The organism is Ensifer sp. B1-9 (genome assembly GCF_050474445.1).
Classification (GTDB): Bacteria; Pseudomonadota; Alphaproteobacteria; order Rhizobiales; family Rhizobiaceae; genus Ensifer.
This window is the reverse complement of sequence record NZ_JBCHVG010000001.1, coordinates 290,872-304,031: the sequence shown is the minus strand read 5'-3', so window position 1 is coordinate 304,031 and position 13,160 is coordinate 290,872. Positions and strand designations below refer to the sequence as shown.

13 protein-coding genes and 1 pseudogene are annotated in these 13,160 nt (G+C 63.9%); 5 read left to right on the top strand and 9 right to left on the bottom strand.

Going from position 1 to position 13,160, the window contains the following annotated elements; all coding sequences use genetic code 11:
• Window positions 1-60 precede the first annotated feature (60 nt).
• Window positions 61-1,056, top strand: a complete 996-nt coding sequence (locus ACQ5BM_RS01420) for a nucleoside recognition domain-containing protein (protein WP_429806775.1) — start codon at window positions 61-63, stop codon at window positions 1,054-1,056.
• Here the strand turns inward: ACQ5BM_RS01420 and ACQ5BM_RS01415 are convergent.
• Together ACQ5BM_RS01415 and ftrA are read right to left on the bottom strand one after the other, a co-directional pair.
• Window positions 1,053-1,571: an immunity 26/phosphotriesterase HocA family protein gene (locus ACQ5BM_RS01415; protein WP_429806774.1), complete on the bottom strand. Its 519-nt coding sequence runs from the start codon at window positions 1,569-1,571 to the stop codon at window positions 1,053-1,055. The two genes, ACQ5BM_RS01420 and ACQ5BM_RS01415, sit on opposite strands and share 4 nt — an antisense overlap.
• A gap of 77 nt (window positions 1,572-1,648) precedes the next feature.
• The gene (gene ftrA, locus ACQ5BM_RS01410) at window positions 1,649-2,674 is read right to left on the bottom strand and encodes a transcriptional regulator FtrA (RefSeq protein WP_429807656.1); all 1,026 of its coding nucleotides are present in this window, start codon (window positions 2,672-2,674) and stop codon (window positions 1,649-1,651) included.
• An 87-nt stretch (window positions 2,675-2,761) separates the two neighbouring features.
• Between ftrA and ACQ5BM_RS01405 the strand changes: the two genes are divergently transcribed.
• Complete coding sequence (locus tag ACQ5BM_RS01405; protein ID WP_429806772.1) at window positions 2,762-3,193, top strand: rhodanese-like domain-containing protein; 432 nt, start codon at window positions 2,762-2,764, stop codon at window positions 3,191-3,193.
• Between the two features lie 145 nt (window positions 3,194-3,338).
• The gene (locus ACQ5BM_RS01400; protein ID WP_429806770.1) at window positions 3,339-3,674 is read left to right on the top strand and encodes a hypothetical protein; all 336 of its coding nucleotides are present in this window, start codon (window positions 3,339-3,341) and stop codon (window positions 3,672-3,674) included.
• 742 nt (window positions 3,675-4,416) lie between these two features.
• Here the strand turns inward: ACQ5BM_RS01400 and ACQ5BM_RS01395 are convergent.
• The 4 genes and pseudogenes from ACQ5BM_RS01395 to ACQ5BM_RS01380 all read right to left on the bottom strand — a co-directional run.
• Window positions 4,417-4,548, bottom strand: a pseudogene (locus ACQ5BM_RS01395) (HlyD family secretion protein); the annotation flags it as partial.
• A gap of 3 nt (window positions 4,549-4,551) precedes the next feature.
• Entirely contained in the window at window positions 4,552-6,687 is a 2,136-nt protein-coding gene (locus ACQ5BM_RS01390) for an adenylate/guanylate cyclase domain-containing protein (protein ID WP_429806768.1), read from the bottom strand.
• A 286-nt stretch (window positions 6,688-6,973) separates the two neighbouring features.
• Entirely contained in the window at window positions 6,974-8,206 is a 1,233-nt protein-coding gene (locus ACQ5BM_RS01385) for an HlyD family secretion protein (protein WP_429806766.1), read from the bottom strand.
• Window positions 8,207-8,209: 3 nt separating this feature from the next.
• Window positions 8,210-8,650 (bottom strand): hypothetical protein, encoded by a 441-nt coding sequence (locus tag ACQ5BM_RS01380; RefSeq protein ID WP_429806764.1) that lies wholly within the window; start codon window positions 8,648-8,650, stop codon window positions 8,210-8,212.
• A gap of 362 nt (window positions 8,651-9,012) precedes the next feature.
• Between ACQ5BM_RS01380 and ACQ5BM_RS01375 the strand changes: the two genes are divergently transcribed.
• Window positions 9,013-9,738: a class I SAM-dependent methyltransferase gene (locus ACQ5BM_RS01375; protein WP_429806762.1), complete on the top strand. Its 726-nt coding sequence runs from the start codon at window positions 9,013-9,015 to the stop codon at window positions 9,736-9,738.
• A gap of 39 nt (window positions 9,739-9,777) precedes the next feature.
• Here the strand turns inward: ACQ5BM_RS01375 and ACQ5BM_RS01370 are convergent, their stop codons facing one another.
• From ACQ5BM_RS01370 to ACQ5BM_RS01360, 3 genes are all read right to left on the bottom strand, one after another.
• The gene (locus ACQ5BM_RS01370) at window positions 9,778-11,046 is read right to left on the bottom strand and encodes an NAD(P)/FAD-dependent oxidoreductase (RefSeq protein ID WP_429806760.1); all 1,269 of its coding nucleotides are present in this window, start codon (window positions 11,044-11,046) and stop codon (window positions 9,778-9,780) included.
• Between the two features lie 126 nt (window positions 11,047-11,172).
• Window positions 11,173-11,757, bottom strand: coding sequence for an isochorismatase family protein (locus ACQ5BM_RS01365; protein WP_429806759.1), 585 nt, complete (start codon window positions 11,755-11,757; stop codon window positions 11,173-11,175).
• Window positions 11,758-11,775: 18 nt separating this feature from the next.
• Complete coding sequence (locus tag ACQ5BM_RS01360) at window positions 11,776-12,240, bottom strand: Lrp/AsnC family transcriptional regulator (protein WP_429807653.1); 465 nt, start codon at window positions 12,238-12,240, stop codon at window positions 11,776-11,778.
• Window positions 12,241-12,428: 188 nt separating this feature from the next.
• On the opposite strand from ACQ5BM_RS01360, the gene ACQ5BM_RS01355 reads away from it, so the two are divergent.
• The gene (locus ACQ5BM_RS01355; protein ID WP_429806757.1) at window positions 12,429-13,148 is read left to right on the top strand and encodes an aspartate/glutamate racemase family protein; all 720 of its coding nucleotides are present in this window, start codon (window positions 12,429-12,431) and stop codon (window positions 13,146-13,148) included.
• Window positions 13,149-13,160 lie beyond the last annotated feature (12 nt).

Genomic DNA, 13,160 nt, shown 5'->3' with positions numbered 1-13,160 from the left:
GACCACAACTGCGAATGGCCTCGGACTAGTCCTTGGACAGCCAGTCAAGGAGACACCGTCATGACCGTTCTGATCATCCTCTACCGCAAGACGCTCGCCACGCTCGAAGTCTATTGGGACCTCGTCCGCATCATCGTCCCCGTGACGATCGTCACGCATGTGCTGCAGGAACTCGGGGTGATCCGGGCCGTCGCGCCCGCCTTCGAGCCGCTGATGACCGTGGTCGGGCTGCCGCCCGAACTCGCCTTCGCCTGGCTGACCGGCCTGCTTGTCGGCATCTGGGGCGCCGTGGTGGTCGTCTTCGCGCTGGTGCCGGTTTCGGAGCTGACGACCGCCGACATGACGGTCTTTTCGGCACTGATGCTGGTGGCCCATGCCATCCCGATCGAGCAGCGGATCATCCAGAAGGCAGGCCCAAGTTTCCTCGTCACGGGCGCGCTCAGGATCGGCGGCGGCCTCGTCTTCGCGGCGCTGCTGCACCAGGTCTTCGCGGTGACCGGATGGCTCGCCACGCCGCTGACCCCCACATGGATCCCGGTCAACGAGGGCTCGGGCTGGGTCGCTTTCGCGCTCAGCACGCTGAAGACGCTCGCGACCATGCTCGTCGTGCTGCTCGCCTTGAGCTGGACGATCGAGATCCTCAAGCTCGTCGGCATCCTCGGCTGGCTGAATCGGGGCATGGCGCCGCTCTTTCGCCTGGCCGGCATAAGGTCCGAGACGGTGCCGTTTACCGCCGTCGGCGTGCTCCTCGGCATATCCTATGGCGGTGCGCTCTTGATCCGCGAGGCGCGCGAAGCCAGGGTGGAACCGCGCCAGGTCTTCCTCGCCTGTGTCTTCATGGGCTTCGGCCACAGCCTCATCGAGGATACGCTGGTCGTCGTTGCCCTCGGTGCGGATTTCGCCAGCGTGTTCTTCGGCCGCCTGCTCTTTGCCATCGTGGCAACGGCCATGGTCGCGCGCGCCATCACTTCCGCGCCGGACAGGGTGTTCTTCCGCTCCTTCTTCCGCAAGGAGGGTGGCGAACTTGCGCCAGTGGAAGCCGGGGCTGGCGGTTAGGGCCCGCTTGAGGATGTCAGGCGGGAAGCATCGATTTTCATGCTCTCAGCCCATTTGTTCGGCCGCCCCGCCGCGTTATCGCGTAGCCGGTCAACGACGTGCTCCGGATCCCACACCGCAGCGCGTTCGAGGCCATCACATTCGGCAAGCGCGGCGGGGCGTTGATAATTTTGGTCGGCGAAGGTGGAATGGTGGAGAAAGAGACGACCGCTGATGGGGTCCTGTTTGAAGAAATAGGGCTCCTGTACATTTTCTGGCGTCAATGGTCGCGAGCCGATGACGGGCCAGACGCCCTTGGTCACTGCATAGTTGAACACGCAGAGTGTGAACGCGACGGGCAGCCCGGGAATCTCCTCGATTGCGACGTCCTCTGTGAACACACCCTCGAAAAAGACGATCAACGGCTCGCTGGCAACCTGCGCATAGGCGTACTCGCCACACCCCAGATCGATGCGCAGGACATCGCCGATCTTGCGCTTGATCCGCTTTTGCTTTGGCGCCGTCGTCACGACCATTTCCCCTTTCATCAACTTGGATTTTCTGCGCGATCCATCGCTCGCCGCCGCTCGGCAATGTGTACTACACGCAAAACTCATTCCGCAGGCAAGTCTGCGGACACCACCATCCGCCCAAACGCCGCGCGGTAGGCGGCGGGTGTCGTCGAAAGCTGCTGGCGGAAATGGTGGCGCAGCGTCTGGGTCGAGCCGAAGCCCGAGGCTTCGGCCACCTGCTCCATGCCGAGCGCCGTTTCCTCCAGCAATTGCCGGGCGCGGGACAGCCGCTCGGAAAGCAGCCAGCGCGCCGGCGTCGTGCCGGTCGCCGCCTCGAAGCGGCGCAGGAACGTGCGCTCGCTCATACCCGCCGCCCTCGCCAGCACGGCGATCGAGAAATCCTCGCCCAGCCGTTCGCGCATGCGGTCGAGCAACGGCCCGAGCCGGGCGCTCTCATGCATGTCGGGCACCGCCCGCTCGATGAACTGGGCCTGGCCGCCGTCGCGATGCGGCGGCACGACGAGGCGACGGGCGACGCGATTGGCGGCCTCGCTGCCGAAATCGCGGCGGATCAGATGCAGGCAGAGATCGATGCCGGCGGCACTGCCGGCCGAAGTCAGCACCGCGCCGCCGTCGACGTAGAGCACGTCCGGCACCACCTCGATATCAGGATAAAGCGCCTTCAGCTTGTCGGTATGGCGCCAGTGGGTCGTCGCCCTCCGGCCCGAAAGCAGGCCGGCCGCCGCCAGCACGAAGACGCCGGAACAGATGGAAAGGACGCGCGCGCCGCGATCATGCGCCTCACGCAAGGCGGCGCAGAGCGCCTCCGGTACCGGCTGGTCGGCGCCCCGCCAGCCGGGAACGATGATCGTGCCGGCTTCGGCCAGAAGCGCGATGCCGCCGTCGGCGACGAGGCGCACGCCGCCGGTCGCCCTAAGTTCGCCGGGATCGACAGAAGCGACGGCGAAGCGATACCAGCCCTCGCCCATTTCCGGCCGCGGCAGGCCGAACAGCTCGACGGCGACGCCGAACTCGAAGGTGCAGAGCCCGTCATAGGCAAGCGCCACGACGAGCGGATTTTGAAGCGATGGAGTAGCGGAAAACGACTTTGGCATGATCTTGAGCATATATGGCGATGTTGCCAACTGCCAGTCCCCGCCAGGCACTGCTACACGTCTCCTCGTCAACCCGCATGAACCCCTGAGGAGAGCCCGATGAGCATCGTCACCGAAACCCCCGCCGCTTCCCCCGAGATCGCCATTGCCCATTTCGCCAAGCGCCTCAGCGTCGAGACCGATTGCTCGGACGTCGCCCATGCGCTGAAGAGCGGCGAACAGGATTTCGTGCTGCTGCATGTTGTGGGTTCCGAAGCCGCCTATGCCCGCCGCCACGTGCCGGGCGCCATCCACCTGCCCCATCGCCAGATCAGCGCCGAACGCATGGCCGAGTGGCCTGAGGATACGCTCTTCGTCGCCTACTGCGCCGGCCCGCACTGCAACGGCGCCGACCAGGCGGCCCTCAAGCTCGCCCGGCTCGGCCGCCCCGTGAAGATCATGATCGGCGGCATCACCGGCTGGGAAGATGAGGGCCTGGCCTTCGCCACCGGCTCCGCGCCCGGTGAAGCGCAGGCATTGCTCGCCGCCTGATCCCCCAGTCAGACCACACGATTGCTTCGCGCGTCGGCCAGACGCGCGAAGCCGGCCGCAGCACTTTGCAGCAGCGCATGAGCGTGCCCCGCCGGCATTCAGTAACCCGCGCCTGACGGATCACCCCTTTGCACGAGATGTCGAGATGCACGCATCACCCCTCGCCGTCCGCCCCTTCCAACGCCACGACGTGCCCGACGTGTTGCGGCTGATGCGCGGCCTTGCAATTTTCGAGGGCTACATCGACAAATTCGGCCTGACCGAAGCGGATCTGGTCGAACACGGGCTCGGCGACAACCCGCGCCTCGGCGTGCTGCTCGCGGAGCTTTGCGGCCGCACGGTCGGCATCGCCGTCCACTACGTCATCCCCTGGACCTACGACCTGAAGCCGACACTACTGCATGTCTCCTTAAATCGACCTCGATTTGAGGACCAAGACATGCAGCAAATCAAAGTGCTACAGCGACCTTTGCGCGTCTGATAAGACGCGCGGCGCTGTAGTGCTGAAGGAACTTTTCGTCGATGAAACAGCACGTTCCTCGGGCGCAGGCGCCGCATTGATCGCGGCTCTGAAGCCGTCACGCGGCTAGAGCATCCGCTTTCAAGTGGAATCACTGGAAGGCGGAAAGGTGCTCTAGAATCGAAGTGCTACAGCGACTTTGCGCGTCTCATAAGACGCGCGGCGCTGTAGGATCGGCGCGCCGCGCATCAACTGGACGGTGCTGGTGAGCAACGACGCCGCCAAGCGTTTCTACCGGCGCGAAGGCGGCAGCCACGATACGATCTGGGAGCCCTGGACGATGCCGGTCGAGGCCACGCCGGGCGGCTGCGAAAGCTGAGGAGCCACCCGGCTATTCGCTCCGGAACGGCGCCTAACCCCCATCGAAGCCTCCATAACCCGCTTGGGCAGGCATCTTGCGGGCTTGCCTAGCCCTAATTGACTACTCAAATGCCTCTTAAATTTTATTGATTTCAGGCACCGCTTTTGTCACACTGTACCTGTAATTGCACACCGCAGACATACAATCTCCGGAAGAGTAGTGTGGTTGCGTTTTTATTGCCGTGCAATTGCTTTATTTGTTTTTATTGCGCGCTTGAGCCTCCGTTCCCCGCGGAGGCTCAATCATTTTGAAGAATAGGCAAAGGCAAAAGGCCCCGACCGTTTCCAGTCGGGGCCTTTTCTATTGACTGCCGCAGCGGCGCTCCAGAGGCTACACCGCCCCTCAATGGCCGCCGAGCACCAGCGTCTGCACCGGCAGCATCAGCGCCTGCATGCGCAGGATCATCGCATGGACGAGACCCACGGTGTCGACCACGTGCAGATAGGCCCAGCGGCCAGTGCTGATGTCGGGTGATCGCTACAGCCTGAGGAGCCAGGTCTCCACCTTCCCTTTACCTTTAACTTCGATCGCGCCACGCGCCTCGAAAACAAACTGGCCTTGGAGCTGCTCGTAAACGGTGCGCGTCACCTGAACAGAATCCGGAACGCCCGCAGCCTCCATTCGGCTCGCGAGATTCACCGTGTCGCCCCACAAATCGTAGATGTACTTGCTCTTGCCGATGACGCCGGCCACCACCGGGCCGCTGTTGATGCCCACTCTCAGCTTCAAGGACGTGTTGTGTTCCAGCGCGTGCTCGCGGCTGATATGGATCATGCGAATGGCCATGCGCACCATGCGCTCGGCGTGATCGGATACAGGCTCGGGTAGGCCGCAAACCGCCATGTAGGCGTCGCCGACCGTCTTGATCTTCTCAATGCCGAGATCCTGCGCCGCCGCGTCGAAACGCGTGAACAGCCCGTTGAGCAACGTCACGACATCATGCGGCGGCATGTTGGACGAAAGCTCGGTAAAGCCCACCAGATCGGCAAAGGCGACCGTGACTTCCGCAAACCCATCGGCGATCCGTTCCTCGCCGCCGCGCAGCCGGTTGGCGATCGGCGCGGGCAACACGTTCAGCAACAACTCCTCGTTCTCACGGTTCTTGTTTTCGATCACCACGTTCTTTTCGCGCAGGTCCTCAACCATGCCGTTGAAAGCCGAACAAAGTTGCCCGATCTCGTCACCGGTGCGAACCGGCACGCTGGTCTCGTAGTCGCCCGCGGCGAAGCGTTTCACGCCGGCCGTAAGCTCCCTAAGCGGCCCAAGCATCGCACGCGCAAGCCAGGCGGCCGCGGCGGTCAAGGCGAGCAATGCCAACCCGCCAACCACCATCAGATCCCGGCGCAGTTGGTCGATCGGCGCAAAGGCTTCGTCGCTGTCGATCTTGGCGACAACACCCCAGTTGACGCCGGCGATCGCAAGCGGCCCCCATGACGCGAGCGTCGGAACGCCGCGGTAGCCGACGATCTCACCTGTCCCCTCGACACCGGCGAGGGCGGCCCTGGTGGCCGCGGTCTCGATGCGCTGGTGCAGCACGGGCGTCCCGTAGCGCCGAATTTCCGCTATTTCCCCGTCCGTTGTGCCAACGGATTTGAGCTCGGCGAAGTAGCCCTCACGATCTTCATAGAATGCCCGTGGGCCTGAGCGAACCAGATAGTCAGGCCCGACGAGGTAGGCTTCCCCGCTCTCACCGAACCCCTCCTGCCGCCAGCGGCGGTTCCCGGTGACGACCTTGTCGATCTCCTCGTTCGACAATTGCGCAACCAGCACCCCGATGACTTCGCCGCGGTCGATCACCGGCGCGGTCATGAAGGCGATGGGTGCACCGCCAGAGGGCGCGTAAGGAGCGAAATCTTCGAGGCAAATTGCGGATCGATCGGCACTTTCCGCACATCTGGCAACGGCTGTGGCGACATTGGAGCGACGGTATGAGCCGAATTGAAGAGACGCGGTGAAGTCCACCTCCTTCTGCACCGTGTAGATCAACCGCCCCGTCTTCGGGTCCGCCAACATGAAATCGAAGAAACCGACCGTGTTGGCCGCGGCGCGCAACAGCGGGTGGTAAATGGCGTGCAGTCGGCTGTAGTCGCTCCCGTCGCCAGCATCGTCGACGAGCTTCCGCCTCTCCGGCGGGTTCGGATTGGTGACGACATAGTGGTACTGCAGATAATATGCGGCGGTTCCGACCGGAAGATAGTCGGCCAGCGCCGGCTCCCTGCCCAGAACCCGTGCCATCTGCGGGATGAAACTGTCAACGTACCAGTTGCTGACCTTCTCCCGCAGACCGGACGGCAAATCTTGCTGATCGAGCCGGTCCACAGCGCCACGAAACTCTCGCGTTGCGTCGACCACCATCTTCGAGGTGGCAAGCAGCCGCAACTCGCTCTGGATTGTTCGGAAGTAGGTTTCGACCTGGCGAACCTTGTTCTGGCGGGCCGCCGTGAGATGATCAAAAATCACCGCTTCGATCGCATCACGGGCGCGGAAATAGCCAAGCACCGCTGTGACCAGGAGAGCGGTCGCGCCAAGCAGAACGAGAACACTGAAGAGCTTTGCAGCCAACCCGAAAGACGCAGGGCGCGATGGGGAGACCATATCCGTCGACGATTTCATTCACCCTATCCCACGACGCGAACTGCCCCAGATAATGTCAACGTTTACGCGCCATGCAGATGCTGTCGTAACCTGTGGGATTAATTTAACCTAGGCTATACCCAGTGTAACCGTTTGCAAGCGCGTTCTGGATTCCGATGATGCCAGCTTCAGACCTCGATGCGGGCAAGTCCCTTCGCGACGGCGACCGCCGCGCGACGCGGCTCTTACCGCTAATCCGGCAATGAGCGGCTTTCGGGTGGGCGCCGGCCGAGATCAGAAACCCGGCCGGCTTGTCTTTGCGGGTTTAGTGCCCGCCGAGCACCAGCGTCTGCACCGGCAGCATCAGCGCCTGCATGCGCAGGATCATCGCATGGACGAGGCCCACGGTGTCGACCACGTGCAGATAGGCCCAGCGAAGCGTGCTGATATCGGGTGACTCCAGTTCGTCGTGGCTGTTGGTATAGGCATTGGCGATGCAGCTGCTGCCGGGCGGAACGTCATCGAGCACACCGGGATAGAGCGGCTCCATGAAGACGGTCAGCGTGCCGGGCTGCGAGATCTGCGTGATGTCGATCAACTGATCGCTGGCGCGCACCTGGCCGGCGGCAATCACCTCCTGCACCTCGGTGACGACCAGCGGGATGATGGTGAACGGCTTGCCGACGCAGGTCGCCTCGCCGATCATGCCGACCTTCATCACCTGCGTCTCGATCTGGCCGAAGCCGGCAATAAGCCGCGCCCGGCCGGCAGTCTCGGGCACGAGAACGCCCGCCGGCCGCAGCAGCGGATTGACCACTTCGCCGACCCGGAGCGTGAACTGCTGCAGCGTGCCGGAGACGCCGGCCCTGACCGTGGCCTTGGCAATATCGACCTCCGCCTCCTTCAGCGCCGCTTCGGCACTCGCCTTCTGCGACGGCAAGAGCGAAGCGAGCTTGGTCTCCAGCGTCTGCTTGTTGGACTGGGCGGCGGTCAGCGCACCCTTGCTGCCCTCGAGCGCGACCTGCCGGCGTTCGATCTCGCGCCGCGCCACGACATTGGGGTTCAACCGATTCAATTCGACCTGGGTGTCGTACTCGTCCTGGGCCTGCTGCACGGCCGCCTGCGCCTGCACGATCGCGCCATCCGCAGCGATGAGCTCGGTGCGGGAGACGGTGATCTCGGCATCGACCTCGGCGATCTGCCGGCGTGCAACCTCGGCGGCGGCTTCCTCTTCCGAGCTGTCGAGCTTGAACAGCGGCTGGCCGGCCTTCACCTTCTCGAAGGTGGTCACGTAGATCTCCGAGACGCGCCCACCCGTCTCCGGCAGGACCGCGACCGTGCGGAACGCCGCGGTGACGTTCTTCGTCGACGGATGGAAGTAGAAGATCAGCGTGATCAGCGAGATCGTCAGGATGATGCAGGCGGTGATGCCCCAGCGCAGCTCGAACCACACCGAATAGATGGTGATCTCCTTGCCGAACCTCTTGCCCTGGACATAGCGGCGGAAGAGATAATCCGGAAGGATCGTCAGCATCGAGCAAAGCATGAATTCGAACATGGCTCAGGCCTTCCCTTCCATCGACGGCTGATCTGCAGGCGCGGCCGGATGGCCCGCTGCCGGGTCGGGCGCGGCCGGCGCCGGTTCGGTTGCTGCATCCACCTTGCCGGCGATCCGCTCCAGCGAGCGGGCGACAGACGCGAGCGGCGACGAAAAGTCCGGCAGGTCGATCAGCGCCAGAATCAGCGCCGCGATCCAGAAGATGTTGTTGTGCGTGACCAGCGAGATCAGCCCCAGCACCGCCACCAGCTCGTATTGAACCTTGTGGCTCTTGTGCGCCATGGTTTCCGGCAGCGAATGCAGCCGGAGATAGAAAGTGCCAAGCGCGAAGATCGCCAGAACCATGAAGATGACGACCACGTTGAAGAGCACGTCGCTCTGTCCCGGCGCTGTGATGAACGCCGGCAAATGATGAATTGCAGTAGGATGGACGGCCTCAGACATTACGCCTCCACAAATCGGATCGGACCAGGAGAATCGCACATTAGCACACCCCCAATAAACGCAAACAAACATTGCACGTCAGCCGCAACTTGACCTTGCGGGACCGTGCGTCTAAGCAAATCAGGGCTGCGGCACTGCGCGTCTTATCAGATGCGCAAAGCACTGTAGCACTTTGAATTGCTGCATGTTTCCTTTAACCGGCTACGATTGAAGGACATGCAGTAGCACGCTGAAATGCCGGAGGTTTCGAGCAGGATCCTCGGCGGCATGCTGTTCCCTCGGTAACCGCAGCCCACGCCCGCTCGCCCTATCGCGCGCAGCAGACGGCCGCACCCACCGTCCATTGCCTGAAGGAGACCACGATGGCTCAAAACATTTACGACAAGCCGGAGTTCTTCGAAGGCTACAGCCAGCTCGGGCGCTCGCTGCACGGGCTTGCCGGCGCCGCCGAGTGGCCGGCGATCCGCGCCCTGCTGCCGGATCTCTCAGGCAAGCGCGTCGTGGATCTCGGCTGCGGCTTCGGCTGGTTTTCCCGCTTTGCCCGCGAGGCCGGCGCCGCTCACGTGCTCGGCCTCGATCTTTCCGAGAAGATGATCGCCCGCGCCCGGGCCGACACGTCCGATCCGGCGATCGAATACAGGATCGCCGATCTCGATGAGCTCGAACTCCCCGAGCAAGGCTTCGACTTCGCCTATAGCTCGCTCGCCTTCCACTATGTCGAGGATTTCGCCCGGCTGGTCGCCACCATTCACCGGGCGCTCGTTCCCGGCGCGCATTTCGTGTTCACCATCGAGCATCCGATCTACATGGCCCCGTCGAATCCCGGCTGGCGCCTCGAAAACGGCGAACGGACCTGGCCGGTCGATCACTATTCCGAGGAAGGACCGCGCACCACCGACTGGCTGGCGAAGGGCGTGATCAAGCATCACCGCACCATCGGCACGACGCTCAACACACTGATATCGGCGGGCTTTGCCATCCGCCACGTTCAGGAATGGCGCCCCACGGAAGCGCAGATCGCCGAGATCCCGGCGCTCGCCGAAGAAGTCGACCGGCCGATGATCCTGATCGTGAAGGTACAAAAGTAACCGAAGACGGCGGCCGATGCAGCGGCCGCCGTTCACCGCCTACCCCTTTTCCTTCAGCGTCTCCTTCTGGGTGATCAGCCGGGCGCTGTGCTGGCCGCTCAAGTAGGTCCAGAACCAGCTCCAGGCGACGGCGAAGCGGCTGCGGGTGCCGATCAGGAAGTAGATGTGGGCGATGCCCCAGATCCACCAGGCAAGCGCGCCCTTCAGCTTGAAGCGGCCGAAATCGATGATCGCCGCGCGCCGGCCGATGGTGGCGAGGCTGCCCTGGTGGCGATAGCGGAAATCGCCCGGCGGTTTGTCGCCGGCAAGCCGCGCGCGGATGACGTCGGCGACATAGGCGCCCTGTTGCTTGGCGGCCGGCGCAATGCCCGGCACCGGCTTGCCGCCATCATAGGTGACGGCGGCCGTGTCGCCGATGACGAAAATATCCCTGTGCCCGGGAGCGGTGAGATCGGCGCTAACGATCGCCCGGCCGGCCCGGTCCGAGGCGATGCCCAGCCAGCGGGCGGCGGGTGAAGCCTGGACGCCCGCGGCCCAGACGAGCGTGCGGCTGGCCACAAACTCCTCGCCGATCATCACGCCCTCTTCGGTGCAGGATGTTACCGGCGTGCCGGTGCGAACCTCGACACCGAGACGTTCCAGCTCCTCGACCGCGTAAGCCGAGAGATCCTCGCTGAAGGCAGCGAGAATGCGCGGCCCTGCCTCGACGAGGATCACGCGGGTTCGCCGTGTATCGATGCGGCGAAACTCGTCCGGAAGGGTGCGATGCGCCATCTCGGCGATGATCCCGGCAAGCTCGACGCCCGTGGGACCGGCGCCGATAATGGTGAAGGTCAGCAGCGCATTGCGCTCCGCCGGGTCTTCTTCCAGCTCGGCGCGCTCGAAGGCGGTGAGCACGCGGCGGCGGATCGTGGTCGCGTCCTCGAGCGTCTTCAGGCCTGGCGCGAACGGCTCCCATTCGTCATGGCCGAAATAGGCATGCGTCGCCCCGGTCGCCAGCACCAGCGTGTCGTAGCCGATCCGCTTGCCGTCCCTGAGGACGACCGCCTTTCCGGCCGCGTCCACATCCGTCACCTCGCCGAGAAGCGTCGTCACTTCCGGCCGGTCGCGCCAGAGGGTGCGGAGCGGCCAAGCAATTTCCGAGGTCGCAATCAGCGTCGTCGCGACCTGATAGAGCAAGGGCTGGAAGAGATGATGATTGCGGCGGTCGATGAGGGTGATCCGAACCGGTGCGCCGGCGAGCCCTTTGACGAGCTGCACGCCGCCGAACCCGCCGCCGACGACGACCACGTGATGCCTGTCCTGCATGTGTCTTTCCAGTCGGCTGCGCAACTGGCCTTCCGTTTGGACATGCCACAACATTGGGGTTGCCGGCGGCAAGGACAAGCGCAACCGCCTCATGTCACCCTTGCAAAATGGCAAGAACGGCGGCGATCAGAACCTTTTCGCAAAGGCGATCTCCTCTGCTGCATCCACCAGCACGATCTCGTCGCCGAGCGACCACTCGGCCGCGCGTGCGGCCAGGCGCGCAGGCACCATCGGCGAGCGGCCGGGACCGGGCGGCACGTCGTAGGTGGCGTGTGCATCGCTGGCGAGGATCACCGAGAACCCCCTCGCCATCGCCGTGCGCGCCGTCGCCGCCAGGCACATTTCCGAGAGCATGCCGCAGATCGCAATCGTTGCGATCTCCCGCGCCCGGAGCAGGCCTTCGAGGTCGGTGCCGTCGAAACCGTCGTCCTTCAACTTGCGCACCACGGCTTCGCCGGCCTCCGGTGGAAAGAAGAGCCGCCAGCCGTCGGCGTCCGGCTCGTCGAGCGCGCCTTCCGGGCCGTCATTCTGCAGGAAGATCACCGGCACGCCTGCCGCGCGCGCCTGTCGCAGCAGAAGGCCGACTGCGCGCTGGAGGTCGACATGGCCGGGCACGGCATGGGGCCCGGCTATGAAGGCGCACTGGACATCGACGACCAGCAACGCATCCGCAGCGTCGTCCTTGCCCGCTGTGCCTGCTTTTATCAACATCTCGCCCGCCATTCTGCCTCACTCCGCATAATCGACCGGCACCGCCGTGCCGCTCTTCAGGATTTCCATCGAGATCGAGGCGGAGACGTCGAAGAATTCCACCTTGCGCACGATCTGCTTGTAGACCACGTCGTAGTGTTCGACGCGCGGCAGCACGACCTTGACGATATAGTCATAGTTCCCCGTCAGCCGATGCACCTCGACGATCTCCGGAATGTCGCTGATCGCCCGGCGGAAGGTCTCGATCCATTCGTCCGAATGGTGCGCCGTCTTGATCAGCGCGAAGACGGTCGTCGGCACGCCCATGCGTTCGCGGTCGAGCACGACGATGCGCCGGGCAATGTAGCCAGCTTCCTCCAGCCGCTGGATCCGGCGCGAACAGGCAGACAGCGAGAGGTTCACCCGCTCCGCCAACTCGCCAACGGCAACACTTGCATCCTGCTGCAGCAGCCCAAGCAATTTCCTGTCCCTCTCGTCGAGCACGCCGATCCCTCCAGCCATTGCCAATCACTGCGCCGCATCTTTGCACATCTGTGATCTCCAGCGCAATTAATTCGCGTCAAGGCGCATTTTCCCTTCCAACAAAGCGAACCGCTCCACCGTGATTTGCCGCATAGTTTTCTCCATCGAACAATGGCTGCGCCCAGCGCGGCAACAGCGGGCAGAGAGGAATGGTTATGCGCAAGATCGGTCTTATCGGCGGTATGAGCTTCGAAAGCTCGGCGGTCTACTATCGGATGGTCAACGAAGCCGTCCGCGAGCGCCTGGGCGCGCTGCATTCGGCCGAGGTGCTGCTGCACTCCGTCGATTTCCAGTCGATCGTCGACCTGCAGAAGGCCGGCCGCTGGGATGAGGCCGCCAGGCGGCTTGCCGATGTCGCCCGCGGCCTGGAAGCGGCCGGCGCCGACTGCGTGCTGATCTGCACCAACACCATGCACCTGATCGCCGATGCGGTGCAGGCCGCCGTCGACATTCCGCTGATCAACATCATCGACGAGACCGCCGCACGTCTCAAGGCAGCCGGCAGCCGCAGGCCGTTGCTGCTCGCCACCCGCTACACCATGGAGCACGGCTTCTATGCCGAGCGCATGAAGAGCCACGGCATCGACATCATGGTGCCGGATGCGGACGGCCGCACGCTGACCCACAATGTCATCTTCGACGAACTGTGCGCCGGCAAGGTGCTGCGCTCTTCCCGCAGGGCGTTGATCGATCTCATCGACAAGGCCGAGGCGGAAGGCGCCGACGCCGTCATCCTCGGCTGCACCGAGATCTGCCTGACCCTCGACCCCAGGGCCCTGCCGCTGCCAGGCTTCGATTCCACCGCGATCCATGCCGAAGCGGCCGTGGAGTTCGCACTTGAGCGCGCGTCGCTGGCGCGGGCGGCTTGAGGCCTTGGAGGA

Excerpts from the sequence above, each read along its gene's own strand:
- ACQ5BM_RS01420 (WP_429806775.1), top strand. The coding sequence starts at position 61 with ATGACCGTTCTGATCATCCTCTACCGCAAGACGCTCGCCACGCTCGAA.
- ACQ5BM_RS01415 (WP_429806774.1), bottom strand. The coding sequence starts at position 1,571 with ATGGTCGTGACGACGGCGCCAAAGCAAAAGCGGATCAAGCGCAAGATC.
- ftrA (WP_429807656.1), bottom strand. The coding sequence starts at position 2,674 with ATGCTCAAGATCATGCCAAAGTCGTTTTCCGCTACTCCATCGCTTCAA.
- ACQ5BM_RS01405 (WP_429806772.1), top strand. The coding sequence starts at position 2,762 with ATGAGCATCGTCACCGAAACCCCCGCCGCTTCCCCCGAGATCGCCATT.
- ACQ5BM_RS01400 (WP_429806770.1), top strand. The coding sequence starts at position 3,339 with ATGCACGCATCACCCCTCGCCGTCCGCCCCTTCCAACGCCACGACGTG.
- ACQ5BM_RS01390 (WP_429806768.1), bottom strand. The coding sequence starts at position 6,687 with ATGAAATCGTCGACGGATATGGTCTCCCCATCGCGCCCTGCGTCTTTC.
- ACQ5BM_RS01385 (WP_429806766.1), bottom strand. The coding sequence starts at position 8,206 with ATGTTCGAATTCATGCTTTGCTCGATGCTGACGATCCTTCCGGATTAT.
- ACQ5BM_RS01380 (WP_429806764.1), bottom strand. The coding sequence starts at position 8,650 with ATGTCTGAGGCCGTCCATCCTACTGCAATTCATCATTTGCCGGCGTTC.
- ACQ5BM_RS01375 (WP_429806762.1), top strand. The coding sequence starts at position 9,013 with ATGGCTCAAAACATTTACGACAAGCCGGAGTTCTTCGAAGGCTACAGC.
- ACQ5BM_RS01370 (WP_429806760.1), bottom strand. The coding sequence starts at position 11,046 with ATGCAGGACAGGCATCACGTGGTCGTCGTCGGCGGCGGGTTCGGCGGC.
- ACQ5BM_RS01365 (WP_429806759.1), bottom strand. The coding sequence starts at position 11,757 with ATGTTGATAAAAGCAGGCACAGCGGGCAAGGACGACGCTGCGGATGCG.
- ACQ5BM_RS01355 (WP_429806757.1), top strand. The coding sequence starts at position 12,429 with ATGGTTATGCGCAAGATCGGTCTTATCGGCGGTATGAGCTTCGAAAGC.